Source organism: Streptomyces sp. NPDC002911 (assembly GCF_053591835.1).
The window spans coordinates 1-16,711 of the sequence record NZ_JBSFUO010000005.1 but is presented as its reverse complement, the minus strand read 5'-3'; the positions used below and the strand labels follow the sequence as shown (position 1 = coordinate 16,711).

Below are 16,711 nucleotides of genomic sequence, written 5' to 3'. Positions count from 1 at the left end.
ATGCCCCCGTCCCCCAGCACCGCACGCCCTGAGCCCGTGGACTACGTGATCGTCGGAGGCGGTACCGCCGGCTCGGTCATCGCCTCCCGGCTGACCGAGGACCCCGATGTCACCGTGACCGTCATCGAGGGCGGCCCGACCGACATCGACCGTGAGGACGTCCTCACCCTCCGACGCTGGCTCGGCCTCCTCGGCGGCGACCTCGACTACGACTACCCCACCACCGAACAGCCCCGCGGCAACTCCCACATCCGGCACAGCCGCGCCCGCGTCCTCGGCGGATGCTCCTCGCACAACACACTGATCAGCTTCAAGCCGCTGCCCGGCGACTGGGACGAGTGGGCCGAGGCCGGAGCCGACGGCTGGGACGCCGCCGCGATGGACCCCTACTTCGGACGGCTGCGCAACAACATCGTGCCCGTCGACGAGAAGGACCGGAACGCCATCGCCCGCGACTTCGTCGACGCCGCTCAGGCGGCGGCCGGAGTCCCGCGCGTGGACAGCTTCAACAGGAAGCCCTTCCACGAGGGCGCCGGCTTCTTCGACCTGGCCTACCACCCGGAGAACAACAAGCGCTCCTCCGCGTCCGTCGCCTACCTCCACCCGCACATCGAGGCCGGTGACCGCCCCAACCTCTCGATCCTGCTGGAGACGTGGGCGTACCGCCTGGAGTTCGACGGCAACCGGGCCACCGGGGTACACGTACGCACCAAGGACGGCGAGCAGGTGCTGCTGCGCGCCGCCCGAGAAGTCATTGTCTGCGCGGGCGCGGTCGACACCCCGCGGCTGCTGATGCACTCCGGTGTCGGACCGGCGAAGGATCTCACCGCGCTCGGCATCCCTGTGATCCATGACGCCCCGGGCGTCGGCGAGAACCTGCTCGACCACCCCGAGTCGGTCATCGTCTGGGAGACCGACGGGCCGATCCCGGAGAACTCAGCGATGGATTCCGACGCGGGCCTCTTCGTACGCCGGGACCCCGATTCCCGGGGTCCGGACCTGATGTTCCACTTCTACCAGATCCCCTTCACCGACAACCCGGAGCGCCTCGGCTACGAGAAGCCCGAACACGGTGTGTCGATGACCCCGAACATCCCCAAGCCGCGCAGCCGCGGCCGCCTCTACCTCACCAGCGCCGACCCCGAGGTCAAGCCCGCCCTGGACTTCCGCTACTTCACCGACGAGGACGACTACGACGGCCGCACCCTGGTCGACGGCATCAAGCTCGCCCGCGAGATAGCGAAGAGCGAACCGCTGGCCCACTGGCTCAAGCGCGAGGTCTGCCCCGGTCCCGAGGTCACGTCCGACGAGGACATCAGCGAGTACGCCCGCAAGGTCGCGCACACCGTCTACCACCCGGCCGGGACCTGCCGCATCGGGTCCGTGGGCGACCCGGCGGCCGTCGTCGACCCGCAGCTGCGCATCCAGGGCCTGGAGGGCATCCGGATCGCCGACGCGTCCGTCTTCCCGACCATGCCCGCCGTGAACCCCATGATCGGCGTGCTGATGGTGGGCGAGAAGTGCGCCGAGCTGCTCCGAGCGACCCCGACCACCGGAGGCGATGTCCGATGAGCGAAGCCAGTACCCCTGTGTTCAGCGTCCGGAACCTCTGGAAGGTGTTCGGGCCCAAGGCCGACCGCATCCCCGGCAGCGAACACGCCGCCCTGAGCCCCACCGCGCTGCGCGAGCGCACCGGCTGCACCGCCGCCGTGCGCGACGTCTCCTTCGACGTCGAAAAGGGCGAAGTCTTCGTCGTCATGGGTCTGTCGGGCTCCGGCAAGTCCACCCTCGTACGCTGTCTGACCCGGCTCATCGAGCCCACGAGCGGCACCCTCGCCATCGACGGCGAGGACGTCCTGGGCATGGACGCCACCCGGCTGCGTGAACTGCGCCGCCACCGCGCCGCGATGGTCTTCCAGCACTTCGGCCTGCTGCCGCACCGCACGGTCCTCGACAACGTCGCCTACGGTCTGGAGATCCAGGGCCTCGGCAGGACCGAACGGCGCGCCAAGGCCGCCGAACTGGTCGAGAAGGTCGGCCTCGCGGGCCTCGAGGACCGTCGACCCGCCCAGCTCTCCGGTGGCCAGCAGCAGCGCGTGGGGCTGGCCCGCGCACTCGCCGTCGACCCGTCCGTCCTCCTCTTCGACGAACCGTTCAGCGCGCTCGACCCGCTGATCCGGCGTGAGATGCAGGACGAGGTCGTCCGGCTGCACCGCGAGGAGGGCCGCACCATGGTCTTCATCACCCACGACCTCAGCGAGGCGCTCCGCCTGGGCACCCGCATCGCGCTGATGCGCGACGGCGGGATCGTCCAGCTCGGTACCCCCGAGGAGATCGTCGGCTCACCCGCCGACGACTACGTACGCGAATTCGTCCGGGACGTCCCGCGCGAACAGGTCCTCACCGTCGCCACCGCCATGCGTCCGCCGACCGCCGGCGAGAGCGAGCACGGCCCGGCCGTCCGCCCCGGGGCCACCGTCTCCGAGGCCATCGAGGCCGTCTCCCGCTCCGGTGACCCCGTCGCACGGGTGATGGAGGGCGGCAGGCTGCTCGGAGTCGTCGACCACGCATGTCTGCTCGACGTCGTCGCGGGCTCGGGAGCCCGTGAGGTGACCGTCTGATGGCCACCGCCCAAGCCGCCACCCGTACCGCCGCCGGACCCCCGGGGAGCGGCCCGCTGGCCGTCCTGCGAAAACGTCCCGTACTCGGCAAAACCGTGGCGCTGCTGATCATCGCCGCCGTCGCCGTGCCCTTCGCACATGCCCGCTGGGGCGGCGGAGTCTGGCCCGGCGCCCTGACGGTCGACCTGGGCGGACCGCTCGGTGAGGTCAACGACTGGATCATCAACAACCGCGACAGCCACCCGCTGTTCCTCTACTTCTTCGGCCACATCAGCAACGCCGTAGTCCTGTCGGTGCGTGGCGTCTACCTCGCGCTCCTCGCCCTCGGCTGGGCCGGTGTCACCGCCGTCGCCGCGCTCGTCGCCTGGCGCACGGCCGGATGGCGCCTCGCGCTGACCACCGGAGTGTCCTTCCTCGTCTGCGGTCTGCTCGGCATGTGGGTGCCGACCATGCAGACCCTCGCCCTGATGACCGTCGCGGTCCTCGCCTCCGTGGCGCTGGGCCTGCTCCTCGGGCTCGCCGCCGGCCTCTCGGACCGTACGTTCCGTGTCCTGCGCCCCGTCCTGGACACCATGCAGGTGCTGCCTGCCTTCGCCTATCTGCTGCCCGTCGTCCTGGTCTTCGGCATCGGCGTGCCCGGCGCGGTCCTCGCGACGGTCGTCTACGCGGCTCCGCCGATGGCCCGGCTCACCGCACTCGGACTGCGCGGCGCCGACGCGGGCGTCATGGAAGCCGTCGCCTCGCTCGGCGCGACCGGCCGCCAGCGCCTCCTGAGCGCCCGGCTGCCACTGGCCCGCAAGGAGCTGCTCCTCGGCCTCAACCAGACCATCATGATGGCCCTGTCCATGGCCGTCATCGCGTCCGTCATCGGCGCCGGCGGCCTAGGCGACCGCGTCTATCAGGCGCTCTCCTCCGTCGACGTCGGCGCCGCACTCGCCGCGGGCATCCCCATCGTGCTGCTGGCCGTCGTCCTGGACCGTACGACCGAGGCGGCCGGCCGGAGGATCGGCACGGAGCCCACCGGGCCCGCTGCCCTGCGCGGGCTGCGCGGCTGGGGACTCGCCGCCCTGATCGCCGCGGCCGTCGCCGCGGTGGGCCGCTTCACGGGTGGCCGAATCTGGCCCGAGGGCAACGTCGTCGCCATCGCGGGGCCGGTCAACACGGCCAAGGACTGGATGGTCGACCACCTCTACACCGGCATCCCCGTCCTCGGCGGAACCGCCGACTGGGCCGCCCACTTCACCAACTGGATCCTCAACCCGCTCCGCAGCGGACTGCAGGGCCTGCCCTGGTGGTCCGTCCTGCTGATCGTCGCCGCCCTCGCCTGGACGATCGGCACCTGGCGCACCGCGCTCACCGCCGTGCTGGCCATGGCCGCCATCGGGGTCCTCGGCGTCTGGGACCTGTCGATGGACACCCTCAGCCAGGTCATCGCCGCTGTCGCGGTCACCCTGGTCCTGGGCTTCGCCGTCGCCATCGGCGCCGCGCGCAGCCGACGCCTCGAACGGCTCCTGCGCCCCGTCCTGGACGTTTTCCAGACCATGCCGCAGTTCGTCTACCTCATCCCGGTCGTCGCCCTCTTCGGCGTAGGCCGCGCCCCGGCCGCCGCGGCAGCGGTCGTCTACGCGCTTCCCGCCGTCGTCCGCATCACGACCCAGGGCCTGCGGGGCGTCGACCCGGCCGCGATGGAGTGCGCCCGCTCACTCGGTGCCACCAGCGGCCAGCAGTTGCGGCAGGTCCAGATCCCGTTGGCGAGGCCCGCGCTGCTGCTGGCCGTCAACCAGGGTGTCGTCCTGGTCCTCGCGGTCGTCATCATCGGCGGCCTCGTCGGCTCCGGCGCACTCGGCTACGAGGTCGTGTTCGGCCTCGCCCAGGGCGACCTGGCCACCGGCCTCGTCGCGGGTGCCGCCATCGTCTGCCTGGGGCTGATGCTGGACCGGGTCACCCAGCCCACCGCCCGCCGCCAGCGGAAGGAGAGCTGACATGGCTCGCACCCGTACCCGTACCCGTACCCGTACCCGCGCCCGTCTCCGTACGTCCGCGATCGTCGCCTCTTCAGCGGCCCTGCTGGCTGCCACAGGCTGCGGCGCGGCGGACATGACCAAGCAGGCCTCCCCGTTCGCCGCTCCCGCCGACATCAAGACCGTCACGCTCTCCGTCCAGTCCTGGGTCGGCGCGCAGGCGAACGTGGCCGTCGCGCAGAAGATCCTGCAGGACGAGCTGGGCTACCGCGTCGACCTCGTCCAGACGGACGAGGTGCCCGCCTGGGACGCCCTCAGCCAGGGCCGGGTGGACGCCATCCTGGAGGACTGGGGCCACCCCGACCAGGAGCAGCTGTACGTCGAGGACAAGAAGACCATCGTCCCAGGCGGCGACCTCGGAGTCACGGGCCACATCGGCTGGTACGTACCGAAGTACTGGGCGGACGAGCACCCCGACGTCACCGACTGGAAGAACCTCGACAAGTACGCCGACGAACTGCGCACCGCGGAGAGCGGTGACAAGGGCCAGCTGATGGACGGTTCGCCGTCCTACGTCACCAACGACAAGGCGCTGGTGAAGAATCTGGGCCTGGACTACAAGGTCGTCTTCGCCGGATCCGAGGCCGCGCAGATCACCCAGATGCAGCAGTTCGCCAAGGAGAAGAAGCCCTTCCTCAGCTACTGGTACCAGCCGCAGTGGCTGTTCAACGAGGTGCCGATGGTCGAGGTGAAGCTCCCGGAGTATTCCGACGCCTGCGCGGCCAAGGACCCGGCGGACATCGACTGCGCGTACCCGACGACCCCGCTCCAGAAGTACCTCAACGCGGACTTCTCGAAGCGTGGCGGGGACGCGGCGGCCTTCCTGAAGAAGTTCACCTGGTCGGAGAAGGACCAGAACGAGGTGTCCAAGATGATCGCGTCCGATCGGCTGTCGCCCGACGAGGCGGCAGAACGCTGGATCGAGAAGCACCCGGACACCTGGAAGAAGTGGCTGGACCGGTGACCTGAGCCGGGGGCTCCCTCCGCCTCGCCTCAGCCGCCGCGGCGGAGCTGCGTTTCACCTGGACGAGTCATTCCGATGTGATCAGTGGTCATAAGCGATCAAGGATCGTATGACGGGCTGGCCGGTCTTGTGGTTGTGCGAGATCGCGGCAGCCATCGCGAGGATGCGCTGGGCGACGCGGACGGCGACGCCTTCGATGGCCCGGCGCACGAATTCTCGACTTTTCGGCTGGCCGGTACCGGTTGGGTAACACAATTGCGGGGCCCCGATGTAATCCCGCTTTTCTTCCTCTCGCGCTTAACAGTTTGCCCGTCTCGCGGCCGTTGATCGTATGAATGAGCCGAATCAATTCAGTGCGCTGATGGACCTATACAACGCTTACGGCCGGAGGTGACGTCATTGGAGCCGACCCGCGTAGTCCTCGGCCCGAACGGCTGGCAACCCTCGAATGATCCAGCACCGCCCAGCAAGGTGGCATCGCGCTTTCCCCGCTCGCTGCTAACCGTCCAGCCCGCCCCGGACGCAGCCCCTCGGTTGCCTGGCCGCGTACGTGTCGGTGGCCACCCGAGGAACTGCGGCATGAGGTGACCACACCTGAACGTTCAGGTGTGGTCATGACCCCCGATGACCGGCCCCACTGTGGGTTCGGACGTCGGGGGTTTCTTGCGCTTCTAGGGCACCTTCGAAAGAAAGGCGGGGTATCCAGCCGTTGTGGGGGTCTTGGGTAGGGGCAGTCCAGCAATACCAGGGGATTTTCGCCCCTAAGATTCTTAGGCCACAGAGTTCAGAACGGCCCTCACCTCGGGTACGTCGGCATACTCAGCGAGGCGGGCCAGGACCACCCGCACCCGTTCCGCTGTCCGCTCGCTGGCCACATCTGCTGACAGCGTGAGCACCCGTTCCGCAGTCGCGGCCGCTTCCTCGGGTTCGTTGGCATCGGCGTAGGCAACGGCCAGCCATGACAGATAGAGCGCGAGTTCCCGCGTGTGCGTCGCGTCGTATCGGTCGAGCACATCCCGCAGCAATGGAACAGCGCGGAGCGGTCGGCGCAGTTCTGTGTAGACGCGGGATTCCATGACTTGCAGTTCTCCGGCGTCCACCCAATACAGGTACGCCGGTGATTCGGTTCCCTCGCTGTCTGTACTCAGCGCCTCGCTCGCTTCGCCGAGGGTCCGCATTGCGTGCTGCGCGTTCTCGGTTCCTCCTGCTTTTGTGGCCGCCCATGCCACCCGGTCGAGGTACAGCGCGCGGGCTTTCGGGGGAGCGTCCGACCCGGCCCCGTCCAGAGCGGCGCGGGAAAGCTCTAGTCCTTCAACTGTCCGACCTCTGTTGCTGAATTGGTAGGCCAGTGATCCGGCGAGATTCCCGGCTAGCGTCCGGTCCTCGGCCTGTGTCGCCGCGCTGAGCCCTAGCCGGTAGATGCGCTCGGCTTCCTCATGCTGACCGGCGTCGCTGGCAATCCATCCCGCGATCTGTGCCAACTCTCCGATTTGAACAAAAAGCTGACGGGCCGTCAGTTCCGAATAGCTGTGTTCTCGATACATTCGAACGGCCGTTCGGAGTTCTCTTAATGCGGGCCGCATGAGATCCCCACCGGCCAGGAAGTCATCAGCGAGCCGTAGGCCGTGCACCCGCTGTTGCAAGTCGTCCACCTGACCCATTCCGAGTCGGCCCCCTGTGCGGGCGCTCAGCGGCTCTAGTGGGTCCTCGGTGGGGAGGAAGTCGGCCAGCGTCGGCAAAGGCGGTTGAGCGGGCGCCTGTGGCTCTCTGAGTGCATTGACGGGAACGGCCAGCGCCGCAGTGAGGAAGGGTAGCCATTCGCGCGGGGTGCGTTTCCCTGTCTCCCATCGGCTGACCTCTTGACGGCCCACCGGCTCACCGGCAATGCCAGCGGCTCGGCAGACTTCCCGTGCTAGTCGCGCTTGGCTCCATCCGAGCCGTTCGCGCTGCTGCTTGATGTTGGCCCCGACGCTGTTCCCCATGCCCCCATTCTGGCCGACAGTTGGCCTACAGGGGGCCGCTAGTCGGAGATCCATTCCGGTCCGACGCTGTTCCGCATGACCGAGCCGACGAGGTACAGCACAGGGACCGTTGAACTCCCGATGCGCTTAGGCGAACTGGAGCCGACCCCGGTAGAGGGATGCGCGGGATGCGCAGAGCTGGCGAACGTTCGCGACCGTGCCCGGACGGGCGGGGACGTGATGACCGTGACCGACTGCAACGTCTACTTGCGACGGCATCCCGAGGGGCACTGATGATCACGGCGGAAGAACCGGCCGACCCTTTCGCGGGTACTCCGTACGCGGGGAGTCCCGAGGGTTGGTGGACGGAATACGGCGGCGCGGTCGATGTCGTGTCCGGCGTTGTCTACCTACCGGGCCCGAAATATCCGCCGTGCCCGTTCCCGGAATGCAAGCGATGCAAGCGCCGAGCCGCCGAATGAAGCTAGTTCGCCGTTTTGGTTGGTCGGTGTTCGTGTTCGTTGTCGCGGCGCTCTGTACTGCGCTGCCTGTGCTGGCCGCAACCGGCCGGTTATGAACTCCCGCCCCTGCCTGATGCATTCGGCCGGGGAATCAAACATCAACGGTTGCAAGGAGATTGGCTATGAGCGCTGCGGCAAACCGACTCCTATTCGCGTGGCTGGAGTTGACGGGACTCTGCAATGAGTTCTGTGATCACTGCTACGCGGACAGCGGGCCCAAGGGAACGCACGGAACCATGACCATGCGGGACTGGATGAACGTGATTGATCAACTGGCGGACATGGGAACGCTGGACGTTCAGTTCATCGGGGGAGAGCCGACGCTTTACCCGGACCTGCCCGCGCTGATCAGGCACGCGCACGGCCGTGGGCTCGGCGTCGAGGTGTTCTCGAACATGACCCACATCCGCCCGGAACTCTGGGACGTGTTCACCGGCTATGGCGTCAAGCTCGCCACGTCGTACTACTCGGACAGCGCCGAGGAGCACGACCAAGTGACGCAACTCCGGGGCTCCCACAGGAAGACTCGCGCCAATGTGCAAAGGGCGCTCTGGCTCGGTATCCCACTGCGGGGTGGAGTCGTCGCCGTGAGGAACGGGCAGCGCGTGCAGGAAGCGGCGCAGGATCTCGCGACGCTCGGCGTAGGGACAGTCGGCGGAGACCGAACACGCGCATTCGGTCGAGCAAGTCAGGGTTCCACGCCGACCATCGCTGATCTGTGCGGGCACTGCGCTCACGAGAAATGTGCCATCGGTCCGACCGGCGATGTGTGGCCGTGCGTTCTCGGCCGGTTCCTGACCCTCGGCAATGTGCTGGACAAGCCGATCTCTGATATCTGGGGCGGCACTCAGATGGCCGACGTTGCGGCCGATATCGCAGCTGTGCACGGCGATGGTGTTCAGTCGTGCACGCCTCCGCAATTCCTCCCTATGTGCGGCCCCTGTGGTCCGTGCGTTCCCTCGGTCGGCCACTGTGACCCCAAGGAAGCAGACAGCGGCGCTACCATCGCTGCACCGGCCTAGCCCACTGAATACCAGGGAGCGTACGTATGGACGATCACGGGGACGACTTTGGCCCGTGGGGGTGGGAGGACCAAGGGAATGCCATTCGGCGGTCCGAGGACGAGTGGCTCTCCATCGCCCGGTACGTTCGGCACGCAGCCAACAAGCTTGGGCCCGAACTCCCGCTGTGCCTTCCTGGTGAACCGCAGCAATGTGGGCGGTCAGCGCAACAGCACGTGATTGCTTGGGCCGCTCATCTCAAGGCTGTGTCCCATCACCTCATCGAGCAGGCCACCCCGAGTGAGGCCAGGGGCGCGCACGCAATCGGCCCGATGTATCAGCGCCGTCTCTCTGATCTGCGAGCGTCTACCTCCGCGCCGCACTGACCGGCCACTACAGCCGACCGACCCCGTTCGTGTGCTGCCCCCGTGGCACATGGGCGGGGTCTCTTGCGCTGTTCATCACTCCCCGAGCTCGTGCTCGAAGGCGACCGACGCCTGGGCGACGGTGGTGACGAAGCACAGGTCGAAGAACAGCTCGAGCGCGGTCGCCGGCATGGCGGGCGGCTATCGGCCGGATCCATGCGCCGAAGGCGGAGTGTGACTGACTCATTCGTACCCGGTTTCAGCGGCGGGAGGGGCTGTTGCGGCCCGGGCGGTCCCGAGGGCGGCCGGGCCTGCCGAGGCCGACTGTGCAGGCCTCGGCCGGGTCGGTCGGCTCGACGGACACGTGTCACGTTACGAGCGGGCCCCGAAAACACGCAACGCGGACCGGCCGCCTCGCCCGGTTCGGTGCGGCACCGCCGCCGCGCCTGTGGGTAACCGGCTCACGCCCAAACGCCGTTGCCGCGACGGGAGACGCCGGTGCGGCTAACGTCCGGCAGTACGTGTGGCGAGGTCTCGTCCGTGATGGGGCGGACCACCCAGGTTCACGTTCCCGAAGAAGTCGTCGCCGATGTGCCACCCCCTCGGGCACAGGCCCGACGCGCCCCGGTCGACGGCGCGCACGCAGAGCCTCTGTGCACCGCGCAGACACCGTGCTTCATTTCTCGGCGGGGTGGGGGCGGAGGACTTACACGCGGTGATGTACGACCGCGGGCCCGTCCGTGCCCACCGGTGGGCACGGACGGGCCCGCGCGTCCGCCGGTCAGCGGACGGGCCGGGCCGCGCCCTCGGTTCCCGGGCGCTCGAACTGGATGCGGTGCAGTTCCTCGTACCTTCCTCCTGCGGCCAGCAGCTCGTCGTGGGTGCCCCGTTCGACGACCCTGCCGTCCTCGACCACCAGGATCAGGTCCGCCGCCCGCACCGTCGACAGCCGGTGGGCGATCACGACTGCCGTACGGCCCGCCAGAGCCTCGGTCAAGGCCTCCTGGACGGCCGCCTCCGAGGTGGAGTCCAGGTGGGCGGTCGCCTCGTCCAGGATCACCACCCGCTGACGGGCCAGCAGCAGCCGTGCGATGGTGAGACGCTGGCGTTCGCCGCCGGAGAGCCGGTAACCGCGCTCGCCCACCACCGTGTCCAGTCCCTCGGGCAGCGACGCCACCAGACCGTCCAGGCGGGAGCGGCGCAGCGCGTCCCAGATCTCCTCCTCGGTGGACTCCGGCCGGGCGAGCAGCAGATTGGCGCGTACCGACTCGTGGAAGAGGTGCCCGTCCTGGGTGACCATGCCGAGCGTCTCCCGGATCGACTCTGCCGTCAGGTCGCGTACGTCGACGCCGTTCAGCCGCACGGCGCCGGTGTCGGTGTCGTACAGCCGGGGGAGGAGTTGCGCGATCGTCGACTTTCCGGCTCCGGACGATCCCACGAGCGCGACCATCCGGCCGGGCTCCGCCGTGAAGGACACGTCGTGCAGCACCTGTGTGCCGCCTCCCGAGTCGAGTGTGGCGACCTCTTCGAGTGAGGCGAGGGAGACCTTGTCGGCGGAGGGGTAGCCGAAGGAGACCCCGTCGAACTCCACGGACACCGGTCCGTCCGGCACCCGGCGGGCGTCGGGCTTCTCGGCGATCAGGGGCTGGAGGTCGAGGATTTCGAAGACCCGCTCGAAGCTGACCAGGGCGCTCATCACCTCGACCCGGGCGCCGGCCAGTGCCGTCAGCGGGGCGTAGAGCCGGGTGAGGAGCAGGGCCAGGGCGACGACGGCCCCGGGCTCCAGGCTGCCGCGCAGGGCGTAGTAGCCGCCGAGCCCGTAGACGAGGGCGAGAGCCAGCGCCGAAACAAGGGTGAGCGCCGTGATGAAGGTGGACTGGAGCATCGCCGTGCGGACGCCGATATCACGCACCCGGCCCGCGCGGGCGGCGAAGGCGGCGGACTCGTCGGCGGGGCGCCCGAAGAGCTTGATGAGTGTCGCGCCGGGCGCCGAGAAGCGTTCGGTCATCTGGGTGCCCATGGTGGCGTTGTGAGCGGCGGCCTCCCGCTGGAGCCCTGCCATCCGGGAGCCCATCCGGCGGGCGGGGACGACGAACACCGGCAGCAGCACCAGGGCCGACAACGTGATCTGCCAGGAGATGGTGAGCATCACGGCCAGGGTCAGCAGCAGGGTGACGAGATTGGAGACGACGCCCGACAGGGTGTTGCTGAATGCCCGCTGGGCTCCGATCACATCGTTGTTGAGACGGCTGACCAGAGCGCCGGTCCTGGTACGGGTGAAGAAGGCGACGGGCATCCGTTGGACGTGGTCGAACACGGCGGTACGCAGATCCAGGATCAGCCCTTCGCCGAGGGTGGCGGAGAGCCACCGGGTGAGGAGCCCGAGCCCCGCCTCGGCCACGGCGATCAGGGCGATGAGCAGGGCGATCCTGGTGATCGTGCCGGCATCCCGGCCCTGCACGATCGCGTCGACGACCCGCCCCGCCAGCATCGGGGTGGCCACCGCCAGCAGGGCGGTGACCACGCTGAGGAGCAGGAAGCGGAGGATCCTGCCCCGGTGCGGCCGGGCGAACGCCGCGATGCGGTGCAGCGTGGCCCGGGAGAAGGGCCTGCGGTCCTTCTCCGCGTTCATCGTGCTGTGCAGCGAATGCCACGCGGTGACTTCCATGTCCATGCTCGTGCCTCCGGAGTCGGTCGGTATGCACAGCACGCTAGGACCTCAAGTAACCTTGAGGTCAACTGTTCCGGGGCCGCTCCACCCGTCGGCGCGTTCAGCGCGCCCGTACGGTAGCCGTGATCTCCCGGTCCGGCTGCGGGGTCAGTGTCGGCACGGGGCTGAAACCCTGCCCGGGTCCACCTCCAGATGGAACCGGCGCGCCAGGACGGCGAGGATCAGCACCGCCTCGACCATCGCGAAGCGCGTACCGAGGCAGACCCGGGGGCCGCCGCCGGATCTCCTTGTCGGAGAGGTGCGCCCCGGTCTCGTCCACCGCGGTGAGCAGTCGGCTCAGCAGGTCGGGGCGCTCTCCGTCCCCGTCGTGGTGGCGGGCCACCACACGCCCCATCTCCGCGTCGATCACCGCGTCGGAAGGCGATGCCCGACAGCGGCTGCGACACAGGGAACTCCCGTCATCTGCCGTGCGCAGTACGTGAGTTGCAGAGCCTGACGCCGGCCGGCCAGCCGTACGCTCGAGGCGGGTTCGCGGTGCCGGGTCCCGGCATGCCTGAGGGCCGCCGGCGGTGGCCTGCGGCCCTCAGGCGGTGTGTTTCGCGGTCAGGCCCCCGGCGGCACCCGTGACGGGCGGCCGCCGCCGCGGGTGAGGCCGTAGCCGAACATCCCAGCCAGCGCGGCGAGCACGCCACCGCCGGCGGTCCACAGCCAGCGGTCGGTCCACCAGCCGGAGGACCAGCCGTCCTCGGGCTCGCTGCCGACCGAGGTACCGCTCGGTGCCGAGGCGGCGGCCACGCCCGGCACCAGGGGCTCGGCGAGAGCGCCGTCCACGTCGTGGGCACCGCCCTGGCCGGCCGCGGTGACCTCGGTCTCGACGTGGACCGGCAGGCCCAGGTCCTCCTCGGCCAGGCCGACCACCGTCAGGCGTACGTAGTAGCTGCCGGGCAGCGGGTCGGACGCCCACGGCTCGGACCAGGCGCGCACCGTACGCAGCACACAGGACAGCTCGACGGTGCCCGCGTCCGGATCCGCCTTCCTGGTCTGGTGGCCGTACACGCAGGCCTGCCGACGGCGGAGCCCGTCGTACACGTCGACCTGCCAGGTCGACGCACCGTGCCAGGTGGCGTCCTCCGGCAGACTCACCTTCGCGCGGACGGTGGGCCGTTGTCCGGCGTCGGCGGGGAAGGTCCAGTACAGATAGTCGCCTGAGGACGCGTCCGCGGTCGCCGTCTGTTCCTGCTGAATCGCCGTGGCGGTGCGGAACGTGGTGCCGGCCTCCGTCGGTCCCGCAGTCTCGCCCTCCGCCGGGCTCGCGCTCGCGGACGGGGAGTCGGCGACGGCGGAGCCCCCCGAGGTGAGCAGGGTGACGGCGGCCAGCGATGCGCCCACGCATCCGCGCCTCAGGCTGTTCCTGCGGGTGGTACGCATCAGTTGGTCCTCCATACGGCGACGCGCCAGCGCGAGATCCAGCCGAACAGCAGCCCCGCGATCAGTCCGGTCAGCGCCATGACGCCGAGCAGCCACCAGCCGCGGCCCAGGCCGAACGCGGCGGCGTCGGCGGCCTCGTCGGGAGCGTCCACCAGGTCGATGGTCAGCTCGACGGGCATGCCGGGAGTGGTCTTCACGGACGCAGGTGCGGAGAAGGAGTTGCTGAGCTGGAGGCACACGGTCTCGGCGGCGGGCTTCACATCGCCGTCGGTGTCGTCCCGTGCGGGCTTCGGGTAGCGCAGCCCGGCGGAGATGGCGTCCGTACGCCCCGTGCCGGACTCCGCCCCACGGACGATCTCACGGCCGTGCGCGGTCACGGCGCGCAGCAGGACCCCGTAGTCGTTGTGCACGGCGCGGTCGGCCGCCACACTCGCCGAGGCGCGCAGTTCCTCGCCGGGCAGGACGTCCACCCGGTACCAGCGGTGCTTGCCGATCTCCTGGCGGTCCGTGTAGAGCCCGGCCTTCAGTTCGGGGGCCGCAGAGCAGTCGCCCGCACCCTCGGTCGCCACGGGGGTGATGACGGGCTCGGCGGCCCGGTCCACCAGCTGCTTGACCCGGCCGGAGAGTTCATCGGTGTGCTGGACCGCCGTGTAGGTGCCGCCGGTGGCCTCGGCGATACAGGTCAGCTGCTGCCGGATCTTGGCGTTCGGCACCAGGCCCAGCGTGTCGATGACCAGGTGGATGCCCCGGGCGGCGATGTCGCGCGCGACCTCGCACGGGTCGAGCGGGCCGCAGGTGTCCTCGCCGTCGGTGATCAGGACGATCCGCCGGGTGGCGTCCCCGCCCTCGAGGTCGTCGGCAGCGCCGAGCAGGGCGGGTCCGATCGGTGTCCAGCCGGTCGGCGCCAGGGTGGCGACGGCGGTCTTGGCCTCGGTGCGGTCGAGCGGGCCGACCGGGTAGAGCTGTCTGGTGTCCTTGCAGCCGACCTTCCGGTCGTCGCCCGGGTAGTCGGCACCGAGCGTACGGATGCCGAGCTCCACCTCCTCGGGCACCGAGTCCAGGACGTCGTTGAACGCCTGCTTGGCGGCGGATATACGGGACTCCCCGTCGATGTCGCGGGTGCGCATGGAGCCGCTGACGTCAAGGACCAGTTCGACCTTGGGCGATGCGGCGGTGGGGGGTTCCTCGGCGGCGGCCGGAAGGGCGGTGCCCAGCCCGGCGGCCAGGGTGGCGAGCAGGACGCCCACCCCGGCCGTCAGCCGTTCTCTTATGATCATCGCCGGATCTTATGGAAGATCCACTGTCATTCCCAACACGTGCGCCGGACACGGTTCCTGAGCCCTGCCTCATCCGCCGAGCAATGGCTCCGCCGCCCGGTCCAGCACCGAACCGACGCGCTCCCAGGTCTCGGTGTCCCGTTTCGCCGGCGGGAGTTCGGCGTCGGCTTCCTGCGCCTTCGCGTTCCAGCGGGTCGCGATGGCGACCGGGTCGCCGCCGCCCGCTGCGGAAGCGGCCAGCGCGGCCGCGCCGAGCGCGACCAGTTCCCCGCTGCCCGGCACGATCAGGGGCCGGCCGGAGAGCCGGCGCACGGTCTCCACCCAGGTGCGGCCCTGGGCGCCGCCGCCGATCAGCCGCAGCGGCCGGCCGGCGACCTCGGGGTCGGCCGGGTCGAGGCCGCACGCCCGCAGCAGCTCGTCGAGCGCCCGCAGCACGGTGAAGGCCGCGCCCTCGTACGCCGCGCCCAGCAGCTGCTGCGGTGTGGTGTCGTGCCGCAGGCCGGTGAGAAGGCCGGACGAGGTGGGCAGGTCCGGGGTGCGTTCGCCGTCCAGGTACGGAAGGAGGACGGCCTCGCCGCCGGGTGTCGCGTCGTCGCGGTGCAGGCCCAGTAGGGTGGCCACCTTGTCGACGGCCAGCGTGCAGTTGAGGGTGCAGGCCAGCGGGAGGTACGTACCGTCGGCGGCGGCGAACCCCGAGAGGGCCGTGGAGGCGGGCCGGGCCCGGGAGGCGGCGAAGACGGTGCCCGACGTGCCCAGGCTCAGCACGGGATGGTCCAGCAGTCCCGCGCCGCCCAGGCCGAGGCCCACCGCGGCGCTCATGTTGTCCCCGGTGCCGGCCGCGACGGCGATCCCGGCCGGCAGGCCGAGCGCCTCGGCTGCGGCCTCGGTCAGGGAGCCGATCCGGGTCCCGCCCGTGGCGGCGACCTCCGGCAGCATGGAGAGGTCCAGGCCGAGGCGGTCCAGGAGCTCCACGTCGTACGCGCCCGTCGCGGTGGAGTACCAGCAGGTGCCCGACGCGTCGCCCGGGTCCGTCGCCGCGACGCCCGCGAGCCGCTCCGTCAGGAAGTCGTGGGGCAGCCGCACGGCGGCCGTCGCCTCGGCGTTCACCGGGTCGTTCTCGCGCAGCCACCGCCACTTCGTCGCGGTCATGGAAGCGACGGGCACCGTGCCGGTACGCGCGGTCCAGGCCTCCGGTCCGCCCAGCTCGGCGACGAGCGCCGCGGCCTGTGGCGCGGAGCGCGTGTCGTTCCACAGGAGTGCGGGGCGCAGCGGACGGCCGGACCGGTCGAGGGTCACGAGACCGTGCTGCTGTCCCGCGACGGCGATGCCCGTGACGGAGGACGCGGAGAGTCCGGACTCCTTGAGTCCGGCCGCGACGGCGTCGCGCAGCGCCCGCCACCAGATCTCGGGGTCGGTCTCGCGCGCCCCGCCCTCACCCGTGACGACATGGGGGGCGCGGCCGACGGCGAGCAGCTCACCGGTCTCGGTGTCGGTGATCGCAGCCTTGGTGGACTGGGTGGAGCTGTCCACGCCGATGACGACGGTACGCGGCGGCATGGGCTACCTCTTCTCGTGCGGTTTCCGGTGATGCGGTTTTGGGAGTGCGACAAACAAATTACGTGATCCACGGCGTCCGGAACAGAGGCGGCCCTCGTTTCCTCCTCTGGGGGTTTACGTCCGCACGGTGCTGCGTGCATAATTAATCATGTCAGTGAACAAATAGGTCCGGGGTACTGACGACGGCTCCGGACCCGAGGCAGGCGAAGGCGGACACATCATGACGGAACGCTTCACTCCCACCCCCGCGGACAGGTTCACCTTCGGTCTCTGGACCGTGGGCTGGCGTGGCAACGACCCGTTCGGTGACGCGACGCGTCCCGC

At 69.8% G+C, this 16,711-nt stretch carries 11 protein-coding genes and 3 pseudogenes; 6 read left to right on the top strand and 8 right to left on the bottom strand.

Annotation, left to right across the window (positions count from 1 at the left end; genetic code table 11):
- From ACWD04_RS10040 to ACWD04_RS10025, 4 genes are read left to right on the top strand one after another with little or no spacing between them, the layout of a single operon-like run.
- Positions 1 to 1,572, top strand: a complete 1,572-nt coding sequence (locus ACWD04_RS10040; protein ID WP_451130041.1) for a GMC family oxidoreductase — start codon at positions 1 to 3, stop codon at positions 1,570 to 1,572.
- On the top strand, positions 1,569 to 2,621 hold the full coding sequence (locus tag ACWD04_RS10035) for a quaternary amine ABC transporter ATP-binding protein (protein ID WP_451130039.1): 1,053 nt from the start codon (positions 1,569 to 1,571) through the stop codon (positions 2,619 to 2,621). Before ACWD04_RS10040 ends, ACWD04_RS10035 begins: the two co-directional genes overlap by 4 nt.
- A complete protein-coding gene (locus ACWD04_RS10030) occupies positions 2,621 to 4,603 on the top strand; it encodes an ABC transporter permease (RefSeq protein ID WP_451130037.1) in 1,983 nt (660 codons plus the stop codon). The genes ACWD04_RS10035 and ACWD04_RS10030 overlap by 1 nt, the downstream gene beginning before the upstream one ends.
- 1 nt (position 4,604) lies before the next feature.
- Positions 4,605 to 5,606, top strand: a complete 1,002-nt coding sequence (locus ACWD04_RS10025; RefSeq protein ID WP_451130036.1) for an ABC transporter substrate-binding protein — start codon at positions 4,605 to 4,607, stop codon at positions 5,604 to 5,606.
- Between the two features lie 81 nt (positions 5,607 to 5,687).
- Here ACWD04_RS10025 and ACWD04_RS10020 read toward each other — a convergent pair.
- Positions 5,688 to 5,810, bottom strand: a pseudogene (locus ACWD04_RS10020) (IS982 family transposase); the annotation flags it as partial.
- Between the two features lie 566 nt (positions 5,811 to 6,376).
- Positions 6,377 to 7,588, bottom strand: coding sequence for a helix-turn-helix transcriptional regulator (locus tag ACWD04_RS10015; RefSeq protein ID WP_451130034.1), 1,212 nt, complete (start codon positions 7,586 to 7,588; stop codon positions 6,377 to 6,379).
- Between the two features lie 75 nt (positions 7,589 to 7,663).
- Between ACWD04_RS10015 and ACWD04_RS10010 the strand changes: the two genes are divergently transcribed.
- Positions 7,664 to 7,861: a hypothetical protein gene (locus ACWD04_RS10010; RefSeq protein WP_451130032.1), complete on the top strand. Its 198-nt coding sequence runs from the start codon at positions 7,664 to 7,666 to the stop codon at positions 7,859 to 7,861.
- A 349-nt stretch (positions 7,862 to 8,210) separates the two neighbouring features.
- Positions 8,211 to 9,110 (top strand): radical SAM protein, encoded by a 900-nt coding sequence (locus ACWD04_RS10005; RefSeq protein ID WP_451130030.1) that lies wholly within the window; start codon positions 8,211 to 8,213, stop codon positions 9,108 to 9,110.
- Positions 9,111 to 9,559: 449 nt separating this feature from the next.
- Here ACWD04_RS10005 and ACWD04_RS10000 read toward each other — a convergent pair.
- The 6 genes and pseudogenes from ACWD04_RS10000 to xylB all read right to left on the bottom strand — a co-directional run.
- Positions 9,560 to 9,701, bottom strand: a pseudogene (locus ACWD04_RS10000) (low temperature requirement protein A); the annotation flags it as partial.
- A gap of 534 nt (positions 9,702 to 10,235) precedes the next feature.
- The gene (locus tag ACWD04_RS09995) at positions 10,236 to 12,128 is read right to left on the bottom strand and encodes an ABC transporter ATP-binding protein (RefSeq protein ID WP_451130028.1); all 1,893 of its coding nucleotides are present in this window, start codon (positions 12,126 to 12,128) and stop codon (positions 10,236 to 10,238) included.
- Between the two features lie 97 nt (positions 12,129 to 12,225).
- A pseudogene (locus ACWD04_RS09990) lies at positions 12,226 to 12,561 on the bottom strand (cytochrome P450); the annotation flags it as partial.
- A 167-nt stretch (positions 12,562 to 12,728) separates the two neighbouring features.
- Entirely contained in the window at positions 12,729 to 13,553 is an 825-nt protein-coding gene (locus ACWD04_RS09985; RefSeq protein WP_451130026.1) for a hypothetical protein, read from the bottom strand.
- Positions 13,553 to 14,830: a VWA domain-containing protein gene (locus ACWD04_RS09980; RefSeq protein WP_451130024.1), complete on the bottom strand. Its 1,278-nt coding sequence runs from the start codon at positions 14,828 to 14,830 to the stop codon at positions 13,553 to 13,555. Before ACWD04_RS09980 ends, ACWD04_RS09985 begins: the two co-directional genes overlap by 1 nt.
- Positions 14,831 to 14,899: 69 nt before the next feature.
- Positions 14,900 to 16,387, bottom strand: coding sequence for a xylulokinase (xylB, locus tag ACWD04_RS09975; RefSeq protein WP_451130022.1), 1,488 nt, complete (start codon positions 16,385 to 16,387; stop codon positions 14,900 to 14,902).
- Positions 16,388 to 16,711 lie beyond the last annotated feature (324 nt).